This window comes from Crossiella sp. SN42, from assembly GCF_023897065.1.
Lineage (GTDB): Bacteria > Actinomycetota > Actinomycetes > Mycobacteriales > Pseudonocardiaceae > Crossiella.
The window spans coordinates 1-21650 of sequence record NZ_JAMHIV010000063.1; the positions used below are offsets into that span (position 1 = coordinate 1).

Here is a 21650-nt window from a genome sequence, read left to right on the forward strand (position 1 = left end):
CGCGCCGCCAGCGGCCGAACCGGCGCGGCTATCGCGGGCGGGACTTTGAGGACACGCCCTAGCGGCAACCGCGGGTGCGACTTCGCGGCTTCGCCATGGGCGAGTGCGGCGCGGAGCTCGCCGACCGGCCGCCACCGCGGCACCACCGCCTTCGCCGCGGGCAGCCAGCCACCCCGCGCGGTGGTGAACCCGCTGGCTACGATCGGTCCACCACCTCAGCGCCCAAGGAGCACACCGTGATCAAGGCCATCGTGCTGATCCAGTCCGACGCCGCCAGCATCCCGGAGGCGGCGCAGACCATCGCCGACTTCGAGGGGGTGCTGGAGGTCTACTCCTGCGCCGGTGACGTGGACCTGATCGCGGTGGTCCAGGTGGCCAGGCACGAGGACCTGGCCGAGCTGGTGCCGGGGCGGATCGGCAAGGTGGCCGGGGTGCTCAACACCGACACGCACATCGCCTTCCGCTCCTACTCCAAGGCCGACACCGAGGCCGCGTTCAACATCGGCGTCGACTGATCACTCCGGTGTGCCCAGCTGGGCCGTGGTGCTGGCGCCGTCCAGCGACTCGCGGATGAGGTCGGCGTGACCGGCGTGCTGGGCGGTCTCGCGGAACAGGTGCAGCAGGATCTGCCGGGCCGACCAGAACTGGGGTTCCGGCGGCGACCACGGGGTCTGCGGCAGCAGGACCCTGGCGTCCAGGTCCACGGTGCTGAAGGCGGTGTCGGTCATCTTAGCCACCGCCAGGTACTCCGCGCGCAGCTCGGCCAGTGACCGGTCCGCCGGCATCAGGTACTGGTCCTCGTCCAGCATGCCCTCCGGCAGGGTGCCGTCGCCGGTCAGCAGCACCCTGGTCCAGTTCCGCTCGCCCGAGATCAGGTGGCGCAGGATGCCGCCGAGGGTCAGCTCGCTCACCGTGCTCCTGGCGCCTGCCTGCTCATCGGTCAAGCCGCGCAAGGTGATCAGCAGGGTCTGGCGGGTCTCGGCCAGCATGGCCAGGGTCTGGGTGCGCTCGTTCGTCATGATCCGGACGCTAACCAGCCAGGCGGACAGGTCGTGTCCTACTTCGCCACCCGAACAAGAAAAAGGCGCGGCCCGCGAACGAGATCGCGGGCCGCGCCTTTCTGCTGTGGCTTACTCCTTGGGCGCCGCGGGCTTGCCCGCGGTCAGCTCCCTGGTGTTGTCGCCGCCGCGCAGCTCGCCCTCGTGCTTGGCGCGCTTGAGCGCGGTGGTCTCCTCCACCGGGTCCGGGCGGAGCAGGCTGCCCGCGACCGGCTCGCCCGCCGCGCCCAGCGCGTTCATCTTCTTCGGCACCGAGGCGCCCTGGTAGGCCAGGGGCACCGGGTGGCCGTGGTCGTCCACCGGGCCCAGCGGCTGGTGGATCTCGATGAACTCGCCGTGCGGCAGGCGCTTGATGATGCCGGTCTCCACACCGTGCTCCAGCACCTCGCGGTCGTGCCGCTGCAGGCCCAGGCAGAGCCGGTAGGTGAGGATGTAGGCGATCGGCGGCAGGATGATCAGCCCGATCCGGCCTGCCCAGGTCATCGCGTTCAGCGAGATGTTGAACTGGTACGCGATGATGTCGTTGAAGCCGGAGAGCATCATCACCATGAAGAAGGTGATGGCCATCATGCCCAGGCTGGTGCGGACCGGCACGTCCCTCGGCCGCTGCAGCAGGTTGTGGTGCGCGTCGTCCTTGGTCAGCTTGCGCTCGATCCACGGGTAGAGGATCGCCAGGGTGACGCAGAACCCGATGCTGCCGATGAACGGGATGAACGGCGCCGGGATGGTGTGCCCGAAGATGTAGGTCTCCCAGGCGGGCCAGAGCCGGACCAGGCCGTCCGTCCAGGCCATGTACCAGTCGGGCTGGCTGCCCGCGGAGACCTGCGCGGCGTTGTACGGGCCGAAGTTCCAGATCGGGTTGATCTGGAAGAGCCCGCCCATCAGCGCGATGACGCCGACCGTGACGGCGAAGAAGCCACCGCCCTTGGCCGCGAACACCGGCATGATGCGCACGCCGACCACGTTGCTCTCGGTGCGGCCGACACCCGGGAACTGGGTGTGCTTCTGGTACCAGACCAGCGCCAGGTGCACCGCGACCAGGCCCAGGATGATGCCCGGCAGCAGCAGGATGTGCACCGTGTAGAGCCTCGGGATGATCTCGGTGCCGGGGAACTCACCGCCGAAGAGCGCCCAGTGCACCCAGGTGCCCAGCACCGGGATGGTCAGGATCAGCGCGGAGGCGATGCGCAGGCCGACACCGGAGAGCAGGTCGTCGGGCAGCGAGTAGCCGGTGAAGCCCTCGAACATGCCCAGCACGAACAGCAGGATGCCGATGATCCAGTTGACCTCGCGCGGGCGGCGGAACGCGCCGGTGAAGAACACCCGGAACATGTGCGCCACGATCGAGGCCATGAACAGCAGCGCCGCCCAGTGGTGCACCTGACGGGCGAACAGGCCGCCGCGCACCTCGAAGGAGATCTGCAGCGCGGACTCGAAGGCCCGCGACATCCACACGTCCTTGAGGTTGGTGAACACCCCGGCGTACTGGACCTCCTCCATCGAGGGGTCGAAGAACAGCGCGAGGTAGACACCGGAGAGCAGCAGCACGATGAAGCTGTACAGCGCGATCTCACCGAGCATGAACGACCAGTGCGTCGGGAAGACCTTGTTGATCTGCCTGCGCAGCCCGGCCGCCACGTGGTAGCGGTCGTCGGCCCACTTCGCCGCGCCACCGGCCGCCCGGGACGCCGCGTTCGCCTGCTTGGTCGGCGTGGTGATCGAACTCATGGCTTACGCTCCCAGTAGGCCGGGCCCACCGGCTCGATGAAGTCGCCGCGGGCCACCAGGTAACCCGTCTCCGGGTCGACCGTGATGGGCAGCTGCGGCAGCGAGCGGGTCGCCGGGCCGAAGATCGGCTTGGCGTAGTTGAAGACGTCGAACTGCGACTGGTGGCACGGGCAGAGCAGGCGGCCGGTCTGCTGCTCGAACAGCGAGGTCGGGCAGCCCAGGTGGGTGCAGACCTTCGAGTAGGCGTACAGGTCGCCGAAGTTGAAGTCCGCCTGGCCCTTGCGCTTGGTCACCGGCTGGCCCGGCCGCAGCCGGATCAGCATGACCGGGTTGTCCGACCGGCGCAGCGCCTTGATCAGCGCGTGGTTGTCGCCGCGCTCGGACTCGCGGAACGGGAAGACGGTCTCGAAGCCGCCCGGCTCCACGTCCTCCGGCCGGACCAGCACGACCTCGTGCGGGTCGCCGGTGTCGCGGCGCAGGAAGACCTTCTCGGCCGCGTCCTTCTTCTTCCAGCCACTGGTGGCCAGCGGGCCTTCCGGGTCGTAGGCCTTCGGGTTGCGGACCAGGCCGCCGATGGCGAACACGCCCACGCCGAGGCCGAACACGGTGCCCGCGCCGAGCAGGCTGCGCCGGATCAGCGAGCGGCGGCCGATCTCGGACTTGGCCCCGGAGTCGGCCAGCAGCGCGGCCGAGGTCTGCTTGTCGAACTCCGCCGAACCGCCGTCGTGCCGGTCCTGCACCGCGACCTCGTGCGGCAGCAGCTTCTTCGCGTAGGCGATCACGCCGACACCGATGCCGGTGATGGACAGACCGAGGGTCAGGCCCAGCATCGGGGTGTACAGGTCGAACCAGAAGCTGCCCGGCTCATCCGGCGCCACGTAGTGCGAGGGCCAGGCGAAGTACACGCCGAGGAAGGCCAGGCCGGCCAGCGCGCCCAGGATGAACCAGGCGGCCACCCCGCGCTCGGTGCGCTTCTCGGCCCTGGTGCCCGGCACCGGGAAGTGCGGGTCCCGGTGCTTGAGGTGCACGCCGTCAGCGGCCAGGCCGAGGGTGACCAGCTCGTCGCGGCTCAGCTCCGCCAGTTCGGCGTCGGTGGGTGTCTTCTTGTCCTGCTGGTCGCTCATGCCCTGCTCCCGATCCACACGGTCACGCCGATCAGGGCGGCGAGGCCGATGATCCAGGCGACCAGGCCTTCGGTGGCGGGGCCGAACCCGCCCAGCGGGTGGCCGCCCGGGTTGTTGTTGCCGTCGGTGACCGACTTGACGTAGGCCACGATGTCCTTCTTCTCCTGCGGCGAGAGCTGCCGGTCGGAGAACTTGGGCATGTTCTGCGGCCCGGTGAGCATCGCGGCGTAGATCTGCTCCTCGCTCACGCCGTCGAGCGCGGGCGCGAACTTGCCGGAGGACAGCGCGCCACCACGTCCGGTGAAGTTGTGGCAGGAGGCGCAGTTGAGCCGGAACAGCTCACCGCCGCGGGCGGAGTTGTCCCCGCGCAGCTCCTTGCCGGACTCCTGGGGCAGCGTCGGACCGCCGCCCCTGGACTGGATGAACGCGCTGAGCTGGTCGATCTCCTCGGAGTTGAACTTGGCAGGCTTGCGCAGCGCCTGCGCCTCCTGGCGGGCCATCGGCATGCGGCCGGAGGAGACCTGGAAGTACACCGCCGCCTCGCCGACACCGATCAGGCTCGGCCCGCGGTCCTGCTCACCCTGGAGGTTCGCGCCGTGGCAGGTGATGCAGGCGGTGTTGTAGAGCTGTTCGCCCTTCTGGATCTTGGTCGGATCCTGCTGGGCCTGCGCGGTGTGCGGCTCGGGCAGGAACCCGGCGTACGCCGCGCCCGCGCCGACGAGCGCGAAACCGAGGGCGAGCAGGCCGGACAGGCGGCGCCGGAACTTGGCCCGCTTCCTGGCCCGATCGTTGTTGGTGGTCATCAGTGCGGCAACCCTTGCAGTCGAATTCGGGCGTACGCCTTGGGTGGGAGCTTCGGGATGAAGTCGTCTCGTCAGGGAACGAGGTAGATGACGGCGAACAGCCCGATCCAGACGATGTCGACGAAGTGCCAGTAGTACGACACCACGATCGCCGCGGTGGCCTGGGCCGGCGTGAACTTGCTGAGCTTGGTACGCCAGATCAGGAACACGAAGGCGATCAGGCCGCCGACCACGTGCAGACCGTGGAACCCGGTGGTCAGGTAGAAGACCGTGCCGTATGCCGAGGACGCGATGGTGGTGTCATGCCCGGTGACCAGCGTGTAGTACTCGCCGATCTGACCGCCGACGAAGATCGTGCCCATGATCAAGGTGAGCACGTACCAACGCCGGAGACCGAACACGTCACCGCGCTCGGCGGCGAACACACCCATCTGGCAGGTGAACGAGGACGCCACCAGGATGGTCGTGAAGACCAGGGCGTACGGCAGGTTCAGCTCAGTCGGGTCCGGTGGCCACTTCCCCGTGTTCTGGGCTTTCACCGTGAAGAACATGGCGAAGAGCCCAGCGAAGAACATGAGCTCGCTGGACAGCCAGACGATGGTGCCGACGCTGACCATGTTCGGGCGGTTCAGCGAGTGCACCCGTTGGCCGATGGAGGGCGCAGCAGTTGTCACGCGACGCATTATGTCCTGCGGCTCCGAGGCTCGCTGGGCCGGGTCCGGCCGAGTTCCCGATCGTGTCCTGTCCCACACCGCGCGCGAGGCCCCGCGGACAGGGCGCGGCCCGCTCGTGCCCGGCCGGGCTATAGCATCCAACTGCCCGAACGACCTGCCGAAGAGGACGCGTGATGAGCAACGACACCCTGACCGTCCTGGTGTTCAGCCACCGCCCCGAGGTGCGCGAGGCGATCATCAGCGCGGTCGGCCGCAGGCCAGCGCCTGACCTGCCGCGGCTGCGCTACATCGAGGCGGGCGCCATCGCCGAGGTGCTGGTCGAGGCCGACTCCGGCGGGGTGGACCTGGCCATCCTGGACGGCGAGGCCCAGCCCACCGGCGGCATGGGGCTGTCCCGGCAGCTGAAGAACGAGATCACGAACTGCCCGCCGATCGTGATCGCGGTGCGGCGCAAGGACGACCGGTGGCTGGCCACCTGGTCCCAGGCGGACGCGGTGCTGGTGCACCCGCTGGACCCGCTGGCCGCCGCCGAGACCGTGGCCGAGGTGCTGCGCTCCCAGCGGCTGCCCGCGGCCCAGGGCTGAGCGGGACGGGGCGGCTGCGCGATGAGCGGGACAACGGCTGACCCGAACGCCACTGCCCCGGCGCCGACCTGGCCGGACCTGCTGGGCCGCCTGGTCGCCCGGATCGACTGCCCCACCTCGGACCTGGCCTGGGCGATGGACCAGGTGATGTCCGGCGCGGCCACCGTCGCGCAGACCGTGGCCCTGGTGGTCGCGTTGCGCGCCAAGGGCGAGACCGCCGCCGAGGTGGCAGGCATGGCCGAGGGCATGCTCGCGCACGCCCGCCGGGTGGAGATCGACGTGCCCGCGGTGGACATCGTCGGCACCGGCGGCGACCGCTCCGGCACGGTGAACATTTCCACGATGGCCTCCCTGGTCACCGCGGCCGCGGGCGTGCCGGTGGTCAAGCACGGCAACCGGGCCGCCTCCTCCAAGTGCGGCACCGCCGACGTGCTGGAGACCCTGGGCGTGGTCATCGACCTGCCCCCGGCGGGCGTCCAGCGCAGCGTGGCCGAACTGGGCATCGGCTTCTGCTTCGCCCCGGTCTTCCACCCGGCGATGCGGCACGCCGCCCCGGCCCGCCGCGAGATCGGCATCCCGACCACGTTCAACCTGCTCGGCCCGCTGTCCAACCCGGCCCAGCCGGCCGCGGGCCTGATCGGCTGCGCCGACCCCAAGGCCGCCCCGCTGATGGCCCAGGTCTTCGCCGACCGCGGCTCCTCGGTCCTGGTGGTCCGCGGCGACGACGGCTTGGACGAGCTCACCACCACCACGACCAGCACCGTCTGGCAGGTCCACCGGGGCACGGTCACCAAGCACACCCTGGACCCGACCGAGCTGGACATCCCGGTCTCCACCCCGGAGGCGCTGCTCGGCGGCGACGCCGAGGTCAACGCGGAGGCGGTCCGGCAGCTGCTGGCAGGCCGTCAGGACGCGATCCGGGACGCGGTGCTGCTCAACGCGGCCGGCGCGGTCACCGCGCACCGGGGGCCGTCCGGTGACCTGGTGGCCGATCTGCGCGGGGCGCTGGGCGTGGTGCGCGAGGCGATCGACTCGGGCGCGGCGCGGGAACTGCTGGCGCGCTGGGTCACCCTCACCCAGAAGCTGAAGTCGGAGCTGTCCTGACTGACGGACCCGGCCTGCTGACCACGTGGCGGCGGGCCGGGATCACCGAGGGCATGACGGTGATCGCGCACGCCGCCCTGTCCAGCCTCGGCCACGTGCCAGGCGGAGCCGCCACCGTGGCCGATTCACTGCGCCAGGCGGTCGGCGGCACCGGAACCCTGGTCGCCCCCGCGTTCACCCCTCAGGTGGCGGATCCAGCCCCGGGAGCGGGCATCCCGGACGCGCGGACCCGCGCCGAACGGGCCGCGGTGCCGCTGTTCCACCCGGACCTGCCCTCGACGATGGGCGCGGTGGCCGAGGCGGTGCGCACCGGCGCGGGCGCACTGCGCAGCAGCCACCCCCAGGCGTCGGTGACCGCGATCGGTGGGCGGGCGGAGGAGGTCGTGGCGCACCAGCCCCTGTCCTTCGCCCTGGGCCCGGGCTCGCCCTTCGGCAGGCTGTACGACCTGGACGCGCGCATCCTGCTCATCGGCGTGGGGCACAACCGGAACAGCTTCCTGCACCACGTGGAGAGCCGCACGCCCCGGCCGAGGCTGAAGCTGCGCCGGTTCCCGCTGCTGGTCGGCGGGGAGCGGGTGTGGTGCGAGGCGCTGGACGTGGCTGACGACAACGGCAGGTTCTTCCCGGTGCTGGGCCGGGAGTTCGAGCAGGCGGCCGGGATCCGGCCGTTCCGGGCGGGCGCGGCCGAGTGCCGCCTGCTGCCTGCGCGGGCGCTGGTGGACTTCGCGGTGCCCCGCCTGACCGAGCTGCTGGCGGATCCGCATGTGTCCACGACGCTCGGCCATCGGCGAGCTTAAGACGACCGGTCACATTGCTCCGCCAGTCGGCTTAAGACGACCGGTCACATTCCGCCCCGGTCCGATGAGATGACCGGTCATGTTCCGCTCCCACGCGACTGAGACGACCGGTCACATTGCTCCCCGCAGCCGGATTGAAACGACCGGTCACATCGCGCGCAGCCAATTTAAGACGACCGGTCACATTGCGATCACCAGCCGACTGAGACGACCGGTCACATTGCCCCACCAGCCGCCCGAGACGACCGGTCACATTGCGCCCCGCCAATCAGGCCAGGACGACCGGCCACATCGCACCCCCACCACCGCTGCCTGAGACGACCGGTCACATTGAGCCGACCGGTCAACCCCTCCCCCAACGCGAACGGCGGGCGCTCCCACCAGGGAAACGCCCGCCGTCAGCGATGCGGAAACGCTCAGTCGTGGCTGGGCGCGGCGGTGTGGTACTCGAACAGCAGCCCACCCACCATGATCAGCACAGCCACCAGGCCGAGCACGATCAGCCAGATGTGGAAGAAGGCCATCGCCACGCCAGTGAAGGCGGCCGCGGCGGCCAGGCCGACCGGCCAGTAGCTGCCCGGGCTGAAGAAGCCCAGCTCGCCGGCGCCGTCGGCGATCTCGGCGTCGTCCACGTCCTCGGGGCGGGGCTCGATCCGGCGGGCGATGAACCGGAAGTAGGTGCCGCACAGCAGGGTCAGGCCGCCGGTGAGGACCAGCGCCACCGTGCCCACCGGCTCCTTGGCCCAGAAGCCGTAGACGACCGCGGCCACGAAGCAGAAGATCGTGATGAACTCGAAGATCCGCGCTTCGACCTTCATGATTCCCTCAACTCCAGTTCTGCGCTGCTCACCAGGGTGGTCACCGGTCCCCGCCCGAAGGCTTCCGGGAGGTGCGGCTGGTGTCGAACGGCTTGGTCCTGATCGCCTGCGGGGCGCACCACTCGCCGCACTTCAGCTCGGTGAGCGCCTCGGCCGCGGTGTACGGCTTGCCGGTGGCCGGGTTCAGCTTGGTGCGCAGCTGCATGTACCGGTCGAAGACCTGTGGCTGGAGCGCCCGCACCTCGAAGTTCATCACCGCGTGGTAGGTGCCGCACAGCTCGGCGCAGCGGCCGACGAAGGCGCCTTCGTGGTCGATGGAGTTCTGGAAGACGTTGTCCTGGCTGTTCTTCTGCGGGAACGGGATGGTGTCCCGCTTGAAGTTGTACTCCGGCACGAAGAAGGAGTGGATGACGTCCTTCGACTCGATCGTGTAGCGGACTTCCTTGGTCGCCGGCAGCACCAGCAGCGGGATCTCGGTGCTCGAGCCCGTGGTCCGGACCGTCTGGCCGTCCGGGGTCTTGAACTCGGGGTACTCGAACTCCCAGTTCCACTGGAAGGCCCACACCTTGACGTTGACGTCCGGTGTCTTGTCCTTGTTGGTGACCACGTTCTGCGCGTGCGTGGCGAAGACGAACAGCACCACGATGATGATCATCGGAAGTCCGATGAGCACGAACTCCAGCGGCCCGTTGTACTGGAACTGGCGCGGGAACTCCTCGGACTTCTTCCGGTGGAAGATGATCGACCAGAAGATCAGCGCCCACACGATCACGCCGACGACCAGCGCCGCGATCACGGACCAGGTCCACAGCTGACGCATCGCCTCGGCCTGCGGGGTTACCCCCTTCGGCCACCCGAAACGCAGCACTTCCTCGGCGGAGCAGCCGCTGGCCGCGACGCCCACCAGGCTGACCAGGCCGGTGACCTTGGCCAGCCGCGCTGCCCGGTTGCCCTCCTTGCGGCCCACTGCTCGCTGCCTCCTCGTGACAGGCTGGAAAACGGTCCCGGCCAGCCCGCGCACCAGCGCGGTTGACCTGCCGTCGCAATCAGTTCGGGACTCTAGCCCAGCACTAGCCTGCCTACCCGTTCGGGGTGAGCCGAACACGTGCGTGTCGGCGGGCATACTGGGCGCCGACGTCGTCGACATGAGAGGTGCGCGAGAAGCGTGTGCGGCCTGCTTGGACTGGTGTGTTCCGCCCAGAACAACAACGCGAACATCGGCACGGCTGTCGGCAGCGTTGCGAGGGCGCTCCAGTGCCAGCGCCACCGCGGTCCCGACGAGAGTGACACCTGGCACAACAACGACGTGGTCTTCGGCTTCAACCGGCTGTCGATCATCGACGTGGAGCGTTCCCACCAGCCGTTGCACTACGCGAACGGGCGCTACACGATCCTGTTCAACGGCGAGATCTACAACTACCTGGAGCTGCGCGCGGAGCTGCGGGACAAGTTCGGCGCGGAGTTCGCCACCGACGGCGACACCGAGGCCATCGTGGCCGCCTACCACCACCTCGGCCCGTCCATGGTCGGCCGCCTGCGCGGCATGTTCGCCTTCATGATCTGGGACGCGGAGAAGCGGGTCGTCTTCGGCGCGCGGGACCCCTTCGGCATCAAGCCGCTGTTCTACGCGGCCGGTCCGGGCGGGGTGGCCTTCGCCAGCGAGAAGAAGAGCCTGCTCGACCTGGCCCCCACGCTGGGCCTTTCGCCCAAGCTGGACCAGGCCGCGCTGCAGCACTACCTGATCCTGCAGTACGTGCCGGAGCCGGAGACGCTGCACACCACGATCCGCCGGATCGAGTCCGGCACCTCCTTCACCGTCTCCCCGGGCGGCCAGGTGGTGACCGAGCGGTACTTCCAGCCGACCTTCGCCCCGCGCCCGATCACCACCAGCTCCGAGGCCGGGCAGCTGTACCGGGACATCGCGGGCGTGATGCGCGACTCGGTGGCCAAGCACATGCGCGCCGACGTGACCGTGGGCGCCTTCCTCTCCGGTGGCATCGACTCCACCGCGATCGCCGCGCTGGCCAAGGAGCACAACCCGGACCTGATCACCTTCACCACCGGGTTCGAGCGCACCGGCTACTCCGAGGTGGACGTGGCCGCGGAGTCCGCGGCCGCGATCGGGGTCAAGCACGTGGTCCGCACCGTCTCCGCGGAGGAGATGATGCAGGCCCTGCCGCTGATCACCTGGTACCTGGACGACCCGGTGGCCGACCCGGCGCTGGTGCCGCTGTGGTTCATCGCCCGCGAGGCCCGCCAGCACGTGAAGGTGGTGCTCTCCGGCGAGGGCGCGGACGAGCTCTTCGGCGGTTACACGATCTACCGCGAGCCGCTGTCGCTGGCCCCGTTCGAGAAGGTGCCCGGCGCGCTGCGCTCGGTCATGGGCAAGGTCTCCAGCCGCATCCCGGAGGGCGTGCGCGGCAAGGACCTGCTCCGCCGGGGCGCGCTGACCCTGGAGGAGCGCTACTACGGCAACGCGCGCATCTTCCGCGACGACCAGATCCAGCAGGTGCTGCGCACGCACGACCCGCGCATCTCGCACACCGACGTGACCGCCCGCTGGTACCGCGACTCGCTGGCCTGGGACCCGGTGACCCGGATGCAGCACATCGACCTGTTCACCTGGCTGCGCGGGGACATCCTGGTCAAGGCGGACAAGATGACCATGGCCAACTCGCTGGAGCTGCGGGTGCCGTTCCTGGACCCGGAGGTCTTCCGGGTGGCCGCGCGCATCCCGCAGGACCAGAAGATCACCAGGGAGACCACCAAGTTCGCCCTGCGCCAGGCCATGCACGGCATCGTGCCCGCGCACGTGCTCAACCGGCGCAAGCTGGGCTTCCCGGTCCCGGTCCGGCACTGGCTCAAGGACGAGATGCACGACTGGGCCCGCGACATCGTGCACCAGTCCCTCACCGACGACCTGATCAACAAGAACGCGGTGCTGCGCATCCTGGAGGAACACCGCTCCGGCCTGCTCGACCACAGCCGCCGGATCTGGGCGCTGCTGGTGTTCATGCTGTGGCACGGCATCTTCGTGGAACGCCGGATCACGGTGCAGGTCCCGGAGCCGCACTACCCGGTCAAGCTCTGATCGCGACGATCTCCTGCGGCTGGCGGGATCCCATCTCCGAGGAGGAGATGATCGATCTCGTCCAGTCGCACGGAGGCGCGGCCGAGACCGGCTGGTGGCACCGGGTCAAACGGCACAGCCTCGGCTGGGTGGCCGCCAGGGACGCCGCCGGCCTGCTGGTCGGCTTCGTGAACGTGGCCTGGGACGGCGGCGTGCACGCCTTCCTGCTCGACACCAAGACCAGGGGCACGCACCAGCACCACGGCATCGGCACCGCGGTCGTCCGCCTGGCGGTGGAGCGGGCGCGGGCGGCGGGCTGCGAATGGCTGCACGTGGACTTCGAGCCAGGGCTGCGGCGCTTCTACCTCGACGCCTGCGGCTTCCGCCCTACCGAAGCGGGGCTCATCCGCTTGGCCGAGGGACCCTGACCCGACGAGCCTCGATCCGTCGCCGCGAGATTGTCGGTGGGTCCGCGTAGCCTCCGATCCGACAGTGACCCACATCACTTCGGAGGACGTCGTGCCTGAGGAACAGGTGGTGCTCGCCGTCGGCACCCGCAAGGGGCTGTGGCTGGCCACCAGCGAGAACGACCGGGCGGACTGGACCTGGTCCGGGCCGCACCACGCGATGACCGAGGTCTACGCGGTGGCCGTGGACACCCGCCGGGACCTGCCCCGCCTGCTCGCCGGCGTGGCCAGCGAGCACTTCGGGCCCAGCGTGGCCACCAGCGACGACCTCGGCGCCAGCTGGCAGGAGCCGGACCACCCGCCGGTGGCCTTCCCCGAGGACACCGGGACCTCGCTGGAGCGGGTCTGGCAGCTGACCGCCGGGCCTGCGGACCAGCCGGAGGTGGTCTACGCGGGCACCCAGCCCTCGGCGCTGTTCCGCTCCACCGACGGCGGGCGCACCTATGACATGGTGCGGGGTCTGTGGGACCACCCGCACCGCGAGCAGTGGGGCGCGGGCTACGGCGGGCAGGCGGTGCACACGATCCTGCCGCACCCGACCGACCGGGCGCAGGTCACCGTGGCCATGTCCACCGGCGGGGTGTACCGCACCGAGGACGGCGGGACGAGCTGGTCGCCGAGCAACTCCGGCATCAAGGCCTACTTCCTGCCCGACCCGTACCCGGAGTTCGGCCAGTGCGTGCACAAGATCGCGCGCAACCCGGCCGAGCCGGACCGGCTGTTCCTGCAGAACCACCACGGCGTGTACCGCAGCGAGGACGGCGGCGCGCACTGGACCTCCATCGCTGACGGGCTGCCCAGCGACTTCGGCTTCCCGATCGCGGTGCACCCGCACCGGCCGGAGGTGGTCTACGGCTTCCCGCTGACCGCCGACGCCAACCGGTTCCCGCCGGAGGGGGCCTGCCGGGTGTACCGCAGCGAGGACTCCGGTGACAGCTGGACCGCGCTGACCAAGGGCCTGCCGCAGCAGAACTTCTGGACCACGGTGCTGCGGGACGCGCTGTGCGTGGACGACGCGGGCGTGCCCGGCGTGTACTTCGGCTCCCGCTCCGGCGAGGTCTACGCCAGCCGGGACGAGGGCGGCAGCTGGCAGCGGATCATCGAGCACCTGCCGGACGTGCTGAGCGTGCGCGCGGCCGTGATCCGGCGGTGAGCCCGATGCGGGTCACCGTGCTGCTGCCCGGCGTGCTGCGCCCGAGCGCGGGCGGCGCCGCCACCCTCAAGCTCGACCTGCCGGAGCGGACCACCCTCGGCGGCGCGCTGGACGTGCTGGCCGCGGACCACCCGGCGCTGAACCGGCGGCTGCGCACCGAGCAGGGCACGCTGCGCCGCTACGTGAACTTCTACGTCAACGGCGAGGAGTGCCGTCAGCTCAACGGCCCGGACACCCCGCTGCCCCCGGGCGCGGAGATCCAGGTGATCCCCTCGGTGGCGGGCGGCTGATGCCGCACACCCTGACCGAGGCACTGGCCGTGGCGACCGACTGGCTCACCGGGCACGCCGCCGGAGAGCCGGGGTTCGGCGGCGCGTACCTGGCGGGCTCGGCGGCCGCGCTGGCGCTGGACGCGGTGGCCGCGGACTTCGCCGCGCCGCGCTGGGTCCGCCGCCGCTGCGCGCGCGCCGAGGCCCGCATCCGGGCCGGGCTGGACGCGGCCCGCGCGGCCGCGCCCTGGCCGGACCGGGTGCTGCGGTGGCTGTTCGCGACCGGGGTGAGCACGCACGTGCTGCTCACTGCGGCCCTGCGCGACCCGACAATCCGGCTGCGCTACGCCGCCACCGGGACGCTGCTGGCCGAGCTGGGCAGACCGGAGTGGCAGGAGGAGCTGCTGGCGGCGCTGGGCTGCGCGCACCTGACCCCGGAGCGGGTCCGGCAGCACCTCGGCGCGCTGACGGTGATCTTCGACGAGGCCGCTCAGGCCGTCGAAGCCGCCGCGAACAACCCGGTCGCGCTGCCTTTCTACGCCAGCGACCTCAGCCGCGAGGCCCGCCCGATCGCCATCGACGGCGCGCACGAGCTGATCGAGGCCGGGCTGCACCGCGAGGCGGTGTTCTGGCTGCTCGCCACCTACGCCCGCGCCCTGAACATCCTCGGCCGGGACGGCGACGAGGCGTTCAGCACGCTGCTGGCCGACCTCGGCAACAGCGGTCCGGCCGACCTGCGCACGCAGATCGGCCGGACCGAAGAGTTCCTGCCCCGCCTCGCCGAGCTGCGGGAGGCGGTGCTGACCAGTGTCCTGAGCCGGAGGTTCGCCAGCGGTCTCGACGGCCCAGCTTCCCGCTGACCGCACCGCCGGCAAGCCCACGTACAACCCGGTACGAGGGCTTCCCTGCGGCACGCCCAGCGGAAACCTGGACCGCCGATACCACCACCGAACCTCCGACTCAGGACACTAGTTCCTGAACGCCTTGGCGATGTCTGCCGCGGCGTCCGCGCCGTAGGCGCTGGTGAGGCGGGTCACCGCGGACTCGCGGTCGAAGACCCACTCCTGCGGGCCGTCCACCTCCAGCACCAGCACCGCGATCAGCGAGCCGAGCTGCGCGGCCCGCTCCAGCGGCAGGCCGGCGGAGATGCCGGCCAGGAAACCGGCGCGGAAGCCGTCGCCGATGCCGGTCGGGTCGGCCTTGTGCGTTTCGGGCACGGCGGGCACGTGCAGCGAGGCGGGCAGGCCCTTGCCGACCAGCTCCACGCCCTTCTCGCCGAGGGTGGTGATGCGCAGCTCGACGTGGTCCAGGATCTCCTCCTCGGACCAGCCGGTCTTCTGCAGCAGCAGCTGGAGCTCGTAGTCGTTGGTGAACAGGTACTTCGCCCCGTTGACCAGCTGCTTGGCCTGCTCGCCGTCCATCCTGGCCAGCTGCTGGGAGGGGTCGGCGGCGAAGGCGATGCCGCGCTGCCTGGACTCCTCGGAGTGCCGCAGCATGGCCTCGGGGTCGTTCGGGCTGACCAGGACCAGCTCAAGGCCGCCGACCTTGTCGATGATCGGGCCCAGCTCGATGTTGCGGGCCTCGGCCATCGCACCGGCGTAGAAGGAGGCGATCTGGTTCATGTCGTCGTCGGTGGTGCAGACGAACCGGGCGGTGTGCTTCACCTCCGAGGTGTGCACGCCCGAGCAGTCGACACCGTGCCGCTCCAGCCAGGAGCGGTAGTCGGCGAAGTCGGCGCCCACCGCGCCGACCAGGACCGGCGAGTAGCCGAGCACGCCCATGCCGAAGGCGATGTTGGCCGCGATTCCCCCACGGCGGACGGTCAGGTCATCCACCAGGAAGCTCAGCGACACCCGGTCCAGGCGGTCGGCGACCAGTTGGTCGGTGAACCGGCCGGGGAAGTGCATCAGGTGGTCGGTGGCGATGCTTCCAGTCACAGCGACAGGCACGTACTGCGCTCCCTATGAGACGACTGCTGGTAGGCCATCGTCACCCATTCCGGTCGCAGACGGCCGGAGCCGAAGACTACTTGGTGGTAAGGCTGTCGCACATCAATCAGCGGTCCTAACGTCCTCGATGTGACGATTCCGGACGCCAGCACCCTGGCCGAGCTGATCCACGACTGCGCCGAGATTCCGCCCGCCCTGCGCCCGGCGGAGCACCTGCTGCCACTGCCGCGGAACCAGGCATCGTGGCAGGTCAACGAGGTGTGCACGGCGCAGGTCCGCGATATGGACGACTACGGCGCCTGAGCCCGCGGGCACGAAAAAGGACCGCGGAGAACTCCGCGGTCCCGTTTTTCGCGCCCTGGGCTACCAGCAGAACTAGTGGAATGAATCACCACAGGCGCAGGAGCCACCGGCGTTGGGGTTGTCGATGGTGAAGCCCTGCTTCTCGATGGTGTCGACGAAGTCGATCACGGCGCCTTCCACGTAGGGCACGCTCATCCGGTCCACCGCGACCTTGAGGCCGCCGAAGTCACGGAAGGCGTCCCCATCGAGGGTCCGCTCGTCGAAGAACAGCTGGTAGCGCAGGCCGGCACAGCCACCGGGCTGGACGGCGATGCGCAGGTGCATGTCGTCTCGACCCTCCTGGTCGAGCAGCGCCTTCGCCTTGCTGGCAGCGGCGTCGGTCAGCGTGACGCCGTGCGTCTGCGCTTCGGTCGCCGTGGTGTTCTCGGCGGTCATGGTTCTCCCTACGAGGTCGGCGCTCGGGCCCGTACCGTAGCTGCAACGCAGCCCTGAGCCGGGATGTTCCCGTACTCCTATGGTCGCACAGCAATATCTCCGCGTTAGTTCTGTGGGCTCCGCCACTGAGCGGCCACGCGTTCGGCCAGACCGCTCAACCCAGCGGCCGGTTCGGCCATCGCCTTGGCCACCGAACCGACGTGCTCGGTGACCGAGTACGACTCCTCGACCCCGGCCGCGCCGGCCTCGCGGCGGCCCACGCTCACCTGACCGGCGAGCACCAGGCAGGGCACCCCGCGCTCGGCCGCGCCCGCGGCCACCCGGCTGACCAGCTTGCCGCGCAGGGACTGCCAGTCGAAGCTGCCCTCGCCGGTGAGCACCAGCCCCGCGGAGTCCAGCGCCTCGTCCAGCTGGCTGAGCCGCCGGACCAGGTCCGCGCCGGAGTCCACGGTCGCGCCCAGCGCCAGCAGCGCGCCGCCCAGCCCGCCCGCCGCGCCCGCGCCGGCCAGACCGGCGACGTCGGCGCCCAGCTCCTCCAGCAGCACCTCCGACCAGCGGGTCAGCGCCCGGTCCAGTTGCTCGACCTGGTCAGCGTCCGCGCCCTTCTGCGGGCCGAAGACGTGCGCCGCGCCGGTCGGGCCGAGCAGCGGGTTGTCCACGTCGGAGGCGGCGACCAGCCGCAGTTCGCCCAGGTCCGGCCGACCGGCCAGCCCCGCGCAGTCCGCCAGCGCCGCGCCGCCGTCGGGCAGCGGCGAACCCAGCGCGTCCACCGGCCCGGCGCCCAGCGCGGCGAACAGGCCGGCGCCGCCGTCGGTGGTGGCCGAGCCGCCCAGCCCGACCACCGCGGTGCGCATCCCGGCGCGCACCGCCTCCAGCAGCAGCTCACCCACCCCACGGGTGGTGGCCGCGCCTGCCGCACGTTCGGCCTTGGGGACCAGGTGCAGTCCCGCTGCCTGGGCGGACTCGATGTAGGCGGTGCCGTCGTGCGCCAGCCACACGGCGGTGACCGGCTCGCCGCGCGGCCCGGTGACCTCGACCGTGTGCAGCTCGCCCCCGAGGGCGGTGTGCAGCACGTCCACAAAACCGGGGCCGCCGTCGGCGAGCGGACGAAGGAGGAGCCGGTCGGCGGGCGAACCCCGCCGCCACCCCTCGGCGATGGCCTCGGCCGCCTCGTTCGCGGTGAGGGTCCCGCCGAAACAGTCAGGGGCGATGAGCACCACTCGCCCTGAGTTGTCCGTCATAACGGCGGACGGTACTCGGCCCGTTTTGCCCCTGCCCTACCCTGTTTGCGTGAGGTTCCTCCGTCGCAACAGCACCGAGTCAGCCACGGCGCCCGAAGAGCAGGCGTCCTCGGCCGAGATCGCCGAGCCCATCGAGGGCGAGAAGGCGCGCACGCCGGGCAAGGGCCGGGCGACGCCCAAGCGCCGTGAGGCCGAGGTGCGCAAGCGCGGACCGGTCCCGCCGCCGCCGCGCACCCAGCGCGAGGCACTGCGCCGCGCCAAGGGCAACAAGGAGGAGCGGCGCAAGGCCGCGGCCATCCGCCGCGAGCGGATGAACGCAGGCGACGACGCCTACCTGATGCCGCGCGACCGCGGCCCGGCCAGGGCGTACGTGCGGGACCTGGTGGACTCGCGGCGGAACCTGATGGGCCTGTTCATGCCGCTGGCCATCATCGTCTTCGTCTCCATCCTCACCCCATCCCCGATGATCAAGCAGTACGCCAGCCTGTTCTGCATGTTCATGCTGCTGTCGATGATCATCGAAGGCGTGGTGCTGGGCCGCCTGGTGACCAGGAAGGTCCGCGAGCGCTTCCCGCAGGACACCAGCCGTGGCTTCGGCCTTGGCTGGTACGCCTTCACCAGGGCCACCCAGATCCGCAAGCTCCGCATGCCCAAGCCCAGGGTGAAGCCCGGCGCCGCGGTCTGACCGGTCAGCCACGGCCAGCGAAAGAGGCGTGGCGCGCCAGCGACACGGCGGGCTCTTGACCTCGCGGTGGGGTTGATTTTTCGCGTCGCCTTGTCGTGCGTCCGACGCATCCGAAGCTTGCTTCGCGTGCGGCGGATGCACGACGAGGTGACTGAAGAGCGAAAAATCCCGCGCGCGGAGCGCGCCAATGTGACAGCAACTTGTTAGCGGGGCAAACGAACCGCAACTAGGATCGTTTGCATGGAGTTTCGACGCCTTGGTCGCAGTGGCCTGTCGGTCAGCGAGATCTCGTACGGTAACTGGATCACCCACGGTTCCCAGGTCGAGGAGGAGCAGGCGCACGCGTGTGTGCGGGCCGCGCTCGACGCGGGCATCACCACCTTCGACACCGCCGACGTCTACGCCAACACGGCCGCGGAGTCGGTGCTGGGCCGGGCGCTGGCCGGGCAGCGGCGGGAGAGCCTGGAGATCTTCACCAAGGTCTTCTGGCCGACCGGTCCCGGCGGGCCCAACGACAAGGGCCTGGGCCGCAAGCACATCATGGAGGCGGCGCACGGTTCGCTGAAGCGGCTGGGCACCGACTACCTGGACCTCTACCAGGCGCACCGGTTCGACACCACGGTGCCGCTGGAGGAGACCATGCTGGCCTTCGCCGACCTGGTGCGGCAGGGCAAGGTGCTCTACATCGGGGTCTCGGAGTGGAACGCCGAGCAGATCAGCCGCGGCGCGGCGCTGGCCCGTGAGCTGCACGTGCCGTTCGTGTCCAACCAGCCGCAGTACTCGATGCTGTGGCGGGTGATCGAGTCCCAGGTGGTGCCGGCCTCCGAGCGGGAGGGCATCAGCCAGATCGTCTGGTCGCCGATCGCGCAGGGCGTGCTCACCGGCAAGTACCAGCCGGGCGCGGCCCCGCCCGCTGGCTCGCGGGCCACCGACGAGCGCGGCGGCGGCTTTGTCAGCCGGTTCCTGCGCGATGACCTGCTCACCGCGGTGCAGAACCTGCGGCCGCTGGCGGCCGAGGCCGGGCTGAGCATGGCGCAGCTGGCGGTGGCCTGGGTGCTGCAGAACCCGAACGTGGCCTCCGCGATCATCGGCGCGACCCGGCCGGAGCAGGTCGAGGAGAACGTCAAGGCGGCCGGGGTCACCCTGGAGCCGGAGCTGCTGAAGAAGATCGACGAGGTGCTGGACGGGTTCGTGGAGACCGACCCGCGGCGCACCGCCGTCGCCTAGCCGCGTGGGTCTGCGCCCGGCTAGTCGGCTGGGCGCAGGCTCATCGGCCCGTAGACCTCGTCCTCGCCGTCGAAGAGCCGGACCTGCTCGATGCCGGCCTCGGCCAGCTCGGCCCACTCCGCGCTGAACCAGGCCTCGGCCTCGTCCTGGTCGGCGAACTCCAGCGCCGGTCCGTCCACCGCGCTGCCAGCCGAGTCCTCGTAACGCCACCGGTACGCCATGCGGCAACGGTAACGTGATCGCCGAGGCCGGAGCAGGAGGAGCGAGCAGTGACGCGACGCACGCTGGTGCTGGGCGGCGCGCGCTCCGGCAAGTCCGCGCACGCCGAAGGACTGCTGCCCGCCGCGGCCGCCACCTACGTGGCCACCGCCCGCCGCGATCCGGCCGACGCGGACTGGGAGGCCCGCATCGCCGAGCACGTCCGCCGCCGCCCGGCGAGCTGGCGCACGGTGGAGTGCGGCGAGCCGCTGCCGGAGCTACTTTCCCAAGCCGCGCAAGGGGATCCGCCGATCCTGGTGGACGACCTGGCCACCTGGCTGACCGGTCTGCTGGACGAGGCGGGGGCCTGGGAGGGCGGTCCGGAGTCGCTGGAACCGGTGCGGGCGCGGGGCGAGGCGCTGCGCGCGGCGGTGGCCGGGTGCGCCGCGCCGGTGGTGCTGGTGTCCGCGGAGGTCGGCCTCGGCGTTGTGCCCGCGACCCGTTCTGGCAGGCTCTTCCGTGACGAGCTGGGCAGGTTGAACGCCCGGCTCGCCGAGGTGTGCGACGAGGTTGTGCTGCTCGTCGCCGGTGTCCCGCTGAAGCTGCGCTGACGGAGGTTTCCCCTGTGGACGAGGTTGTCCAGTTCCCGCCGGTGGCGCCGCCGGACGCGCAGGCCCGCCGCGAAGCCGAGGCGCGCCAGGCGCAGCTGACCAAGCCCGCCGGTTCGCTGGGCAGGCTGGAGCAGCTCGGCGTGTGGCTGGCGGCCTGCCAGGGCGAGTGCCCGCCGCGGCCGCTGACCCGGCCGAGGGTGGTCGTCTTCGCCGGGGACCACGGCATCGCCCGGCACGGCGTCTCGGCCTACCCGAGTGAGGTCACCGCGCAGATGGTCGGCGGCTTCCTGGCCGGCACCGCCGCGGTGAACGTGCTCGCCGAGACCGCGGGCGCGACCGTCCGGGTGGAGGACCTGTCGGTGGACGCCGACACCGCGGAGTCGGTGTCCGGGCACAAGATCCGCCGCTCCTCCGGGGTCATCGACCGCGAGGACGCGCTCAGCAGCGCCGAGGTGGTGGCCGCGCTGGCCGCGGGCCGGGCGATCGCGGACGAGGAGGTGGACCGGGGCGCGGACCTGCTCATCGCGGGCGACATGGGCATCGGCAACACCACCCCCGCCGCGGTGCTGATCGCCGCGCTGACCGGCAGCGAACCGGTGGCCGTGGTCGGCCGTGGCACCGGCATCGACGACCACGGCTGGATGCGCAAGACCGCCGCCATCCGGGACGCGCTGCGCCGCGCCCGCCCGGTCAGCGCCGACCCGATCGGCCTGCTGCGCACCAGCGCGGGCGCGGACATCGCCGCGATGGCCGGTTTCCTGGCCCAGGCGGCGATCCGGCAGACCCCGGTGCTGCTGGACGGCGTGGTGGTCGGCGCGGCCGCGATGGTGGCCGAGGAACTGGCCCCCGGCGCCCGCGAGTGGTGGCAGGCGGCCCACCGCTCGGTCGAACCGGCCCACTCGATCGTGCTCGAACACCTGGACCTCACCCCGCTGCTGGAGTTCAAGCTCCGCCTCGGCGAAGGCTCCGGCGCGGTCGCCGCGCTGCCGCTGCTGGTGATGGCCGGCCGCGTGCTGGCCGACATGGCCACCTTCGAGGAAGCGGGCATCTCCGGCCCGAGCGACACCCCGCTCACCCCGCCCGCGGTCGAAGCGGTGGCCGCCACCGCCGCCGGCCTGGCCGCCACGGTCGCCGAGGCGGCCAGCGAGGGCACGCCGGAGACCAGCGCGGCCAGCTACGGCTACGGGCACGGCCACACCGCCACCCAGGCGGCCGACGAGCCCCGCGACAACCCGGCCGACACCTCCTACCGCGCCGCACCCCCGGCCGCCCCCGTCATCACGGTCGCCCCGCCGGAAGACCTGTGACACCCGGCCGCACCACGGGACCCGGCCGCCCCGGGCCGTCCAGCC

Annotated in this window: 24 protein-coding genes and 1 pseudogene; 14 read left to right on the forward strand and 11 right to left on the reverse strand. The window is 71.0% G+C overall.

The features are described from left to right. Window positions 1–236 precede the first annotated feature (236 nt). Window positions 237–515, forward strand: a complete 279-nt coding sequence (locus M8C13_RS43125) for an Lrp/AsnC family transcriptional regulator (protein ID WP_252486639.1) — start codon at window positions 237–239, stop codon at window positions 513–515. On the opposite strand, the gene M8C13_RS43130 is transcribed toward M8C13_RS43125, so the two are convergent. The 5 genes from M8C13_RS43130 to M8C13_RS43150 form a co-directional block, all read right to left on the reverse strand. Continuing rightward, window positions 516–1019: a DinB family protein gene (locus tag M8C13_RS43130; RefSeq protein WP_252486640.1), complete on the reverse strand. Its 504-nt coding sequence runs from the start codon at window positions 1017–1019 to the stop codon at window positions 516–518. 111 nt (window positions 1020–1130) lie between these two features. Next, window positions 1131–2786 carry a cytochrome bc complex cytochrome b subunit gene (locus M8C13_RS43135; protein WP_252486641.1) on the reverse strand — a complete coding sequence of 552 codons (1656 nt, stop codon included), beginning with the start codon at window positions 2784–2786 and terminating at the stop codon, window positions 1131–1133. Beyond that, window positions 2783–3910 (reverse strand): ubiquinol-cytochrome c reductase iron-sulfur subunit, encoded by a 1128-nt coding sequence (locus tag M8C13_RS43140; protein ID WP_252486642.1) that lies wholly within the window; start codon window positions 3908–3910, stop codon window positions 2783–2785. The genes M8C13_RS43135 and M8C13_RS43140 overlap by 4 nt, the downstream gene beginning before the upstream one ends. Continuing rightward, the gene (locus tag M8C13_RS43145) at window positions 3907–4713 is read right to left on the reverse strand and encodes a c-type cytochrome (RefSeq protein ID WP_252486643.1); all 807 of its coding nucleotides are present in this window, start codon (window positions 4711–4713) and stop codon (window positions 3907–3909) included. The genes M8C13_RS43140 and M8C13_RS43145 overlap by 4 nt, the downstream gene beginning before the upstream one ends. A gap of 71 nt (window positions 4714–4784) precedes the next feature. Continuing rightward, the gene (locus M8C13_RS43150) at window positions 4785–5396 is read right to left on the reverse strand and encodes a heme-copper oxidase subunit III (RefSeq protein WP_252486644.1); all 612 of its coding nucleotides are present in this window, start codon (window positions 5394–5396) and stop codon (window positions 4785–4787) included. A 164-nt stretch (window positions 5397–5560) separates the two neighbouring features. Between M8C13_RS43150 and M8C13_RS43155 the strand changes: the two genes are divergently transcribed. Genes M8C13_RS43155 through M8C13_RS43165 form a run of 3 tightly spaced genes read left to right on the forward strand, consistent with a single transcriptional unit; the run spans window position 5561 to window position 7872 of the window. Continuing rightward, entirely contained in the window at window positions 5561–5971 is a 411-nt protein-coding gene (locus M8C13_RS43155) for a hypothetical protein (RefSeq protein WP_252486645.1), read from the forward strand. Window positions 5972–5992: 21 nt separating this feature from the next. Beyond that, the gene (gene trpD / locus M8C13_RS43160; RefSeq protein WP_252486646.1) at window positions 5993–7075 is read left to right on the forward strand and encodes an anthranilate phosphoribosyltransferase; all 1083 of its coding nucleotides are present in this window, start codon (window positions 5993–5995) and stop codon (window positions 7073–7075) included. A 53-nt stretch (window positions 7076–7128) separates the two neighbouring features. Further along, window positions 7129–7872, forward strand: coding sequence for an aminoglycoside N(3)-acetyltransferase (locus M8C13_RS43165; RefSeq protein ID WP_252486647.1), 744 nt, complete (start codon window positions 7129–7131; stop codon window positions 7870–7872). Between the two features lie 416 nt (window positions 7873–8288). Here M8C13_RS43165 and M8C13_RS43170 read toward each other — a convergent pair whose 3' ends face one another. Together M8C13_RS43170 and M8C13_RS43175 are read right to left on the reverse strand one after the other, a co-directional pair. Further along, window positions 8289–8690 carry a cytochrome c oxidase subunit 4 gene (locus M8C13_RS43170; protein WP_252486648.1) on the reverse strand — a complete coding sequence of 134 codons (402 nt, stop codon included), beginning with the start codon at window positions 8688–8690 and terminating at the stop codon, window positions 8289–8291. A gap of 40 nt (window positions 8691–8730) precedes the next feature. Continuing rightward, the gene (locus M8C13_RS43175) at window positions 8731–9657 is read right to left on the reverse strand and encodes a cytochrome c oxidase subunit II (protein WP_252486649.1); all 927 of its coding nucleotides are present in this window, start codon (window positions 9655–9657) and stop codon (window positions 8731–8733) included. Window positions 9658–9855: 198 nt separating this feature from the next. On the opposite strand from M8C13_RS43175, the gene asnB reads away from it, so the two are divergent. From asnB to M8C13_RS43200, 5 genes are all read left to right on the forward strand, one after another. Further along, complete coding sequence (asnB, locus tag M8C13_RS43180) at window positions 9856–11781, forward strand: asparagine synthase (glutamine-hydrolyzing) (RefSeq protein ID WP_252486650.1); 1926 nt, start codon at window positions 9856–9858, stop codon at window positions 11779–11781. 47 nt (window positions 11782–11828) lie between these two features. Further along, window positions 11829–12188, forward strand: a complete 360-nt coding sequence (locus tag M8C13_RS43185; RefSeq protein ID WP_252486651.1) for a GNAT family N-acetyltransferase — start codon at window positions 11829–11831, stop codon at window positions 12186–12188. Window positions 12189–12279: 91 nt separating this feature from the next. Continuing rightward, a complete protein-coding gene (locus tag M8C13_RS43190; protein WP_252486652.1) occupies window positions 12280–13380 on the forward strand; it encodes an exo-alpha-sialidase in 1101 nt (366 codons plus the stop codon). Between the two features lie 5 nt (window positions 13381–13385). Continuing rightward, on the forward strand, window positions 13386–13670 hold the full coding sequence (locus tag M8C13_RS43195) for a MoaD/ThiS family protein (RefSeq protein ID WP_252486653.1): 285 nt from the start codon (window positions 13386–13388) through the stop codon (window positions 13668–13670). After that, on the forward strand, window positions 13670–14509 hold the full coding sequence (locus tag M8C13_RS43200; RefSeq protein ID WP_252486654.1) for a hypothetical protein: 840 nt from the start codon (window positions 13670–13672) through the stop codon (window positions 14507–14509). The genes M8C13_RS43195 and M8C13_RS43200 overlap by 1 nt, the downstream gene beginning before the upstream one ends. Before the next feature lie 108 nt (window positions 14510–14617). Here the strand turns inward: M8C13_RS43200 and M8C13_RS43205 are convergent, their stop codons facing one another. Beyond that, on the reverse strand, window positions 14618–15556 hold the full coding sequence (locus M8C13_RS43205) for a carbohydrate kinase family protein (protein WP_252486669.1): 939 nt from the start codon (window positions 15554–15556) through the stop codon (window positions 14618–14620). 171 nt (window positions 15557–15727) lie between these two features. Between M8C13_RS43205 and M8C13_RS43210 the strand changes: the two genes are divergently transcribed. After that, window positions 15728–15901 carry a hypothetical protein gene (locus M8C13_RS43210; protein WP_252486655.1) on the forward strand — a complete coding sequence of 58 codons (174 nt, stop codon included), beginning with the start codon at window positions 15728–15730 and terminating at the stop codon, window positions 15899–15901. Between the two features lie 72 nt (window positions 15902–15973). Here the strand turns inward: M8C13_RS43210 and M8C13_RS43215 are convergent, their stop codons facing one another. Further along, window positions 15974–16336, reverse strand: coding sequence for an iron-sulfur cluster assembly accessory protein (locus tag M8C13_RS43215; RefSeq protein ID WP_252486656.1), 363 nt, complete (start codon window positions 16334–16336; stop codon window positions 15974–15976). 104 nt (window positions 16337–16440) lie between these two features. Continuing rightward, on the reverse strand, window positions 16441–17577 hold the full coding sequence (locus M8C13_RS43220; protein ID WP_252486657.1) for a glycerate kinase: 1137 nt from the start codon (window positions 17575–17577) through the stop codon (window positions 16441–16443). A gap of 49 nt (window positions 17578–17626) precedes the next feature. Here M8C13_RS43220 and M8C13_RS43225 point away from each other — a divergent pair, with 49 nt between their 5' ends. Both M8C13_RS43225 and M8C13_RS43230 read left to right on the forward strand, forming a co-directional pair. Next, a complete protein-coding gene (locus M8C13_RS43225; RefSeq protein WP_252486658.1) occupies window positions 17627–18262 on the forward strand; it encodes a DUF3043 domain-containing protein in 636 nt (211 codons plus the stop codon). Between the two features lie 240 nt (window positions 18263–18502). After that, window positions 18503–19489 carry an aldo/keto reductase family protein gene (locus M8C13_RS43230; RefSeq protein ID WP_252486659.1) on the forward strand — a complete coding sequence of 329 codons (987 nt, stop codon included), beginning with the start codon at window positions 18503–18505 and terminating at the stop codon, window positions 19487–19489. Window positions 19490–19509: 20 nt separating this feature from the next. Here M8C13_RS43230 and M8C13_RS43235 read toward each other — a convergent pair whose 3' ends face one another. Further along, window positions 19510–19710, reverse strand: coding sequence for a hypothetical protein (locus M8C13_RS43235; protein WP_252486660.1), 201 nt, complete (start codon window positions 19708–19710; stop codon window positions 19510–19512). A gap of 48 nt (window positions 19711–19758) precedes the next feature. Here M8C13_RS43235 and cobU point away from each other — a divergent pair, with 48 nt between their 5' ends. Beyond that, window positions 19759–20298: a bifunctional adenosylcobinamide kinase/adenosylcobinamide-phosphate guanylyltransferase gene (cobU, locus tag M8C13_RS43240; protein WP_252486661.1), complete on the forward strand. Its 540-nt coding sequence runs from the start codon at window positions 19759–19761 to the stop codon at window positions 20296–20298. 14 nt (window positions 20299–20312) lie between these two features. Then, window positions 20313–21380: pseudogene (cobT, locus tag M8C13_RS43245) on the forward strand (nicotinate-nucleotide--dimethylbenzimidazole phosphoribosyltransferase); the annotation flags it as partial. Window positions 21381–21650 lie beyond the last annotated feature (270 nt).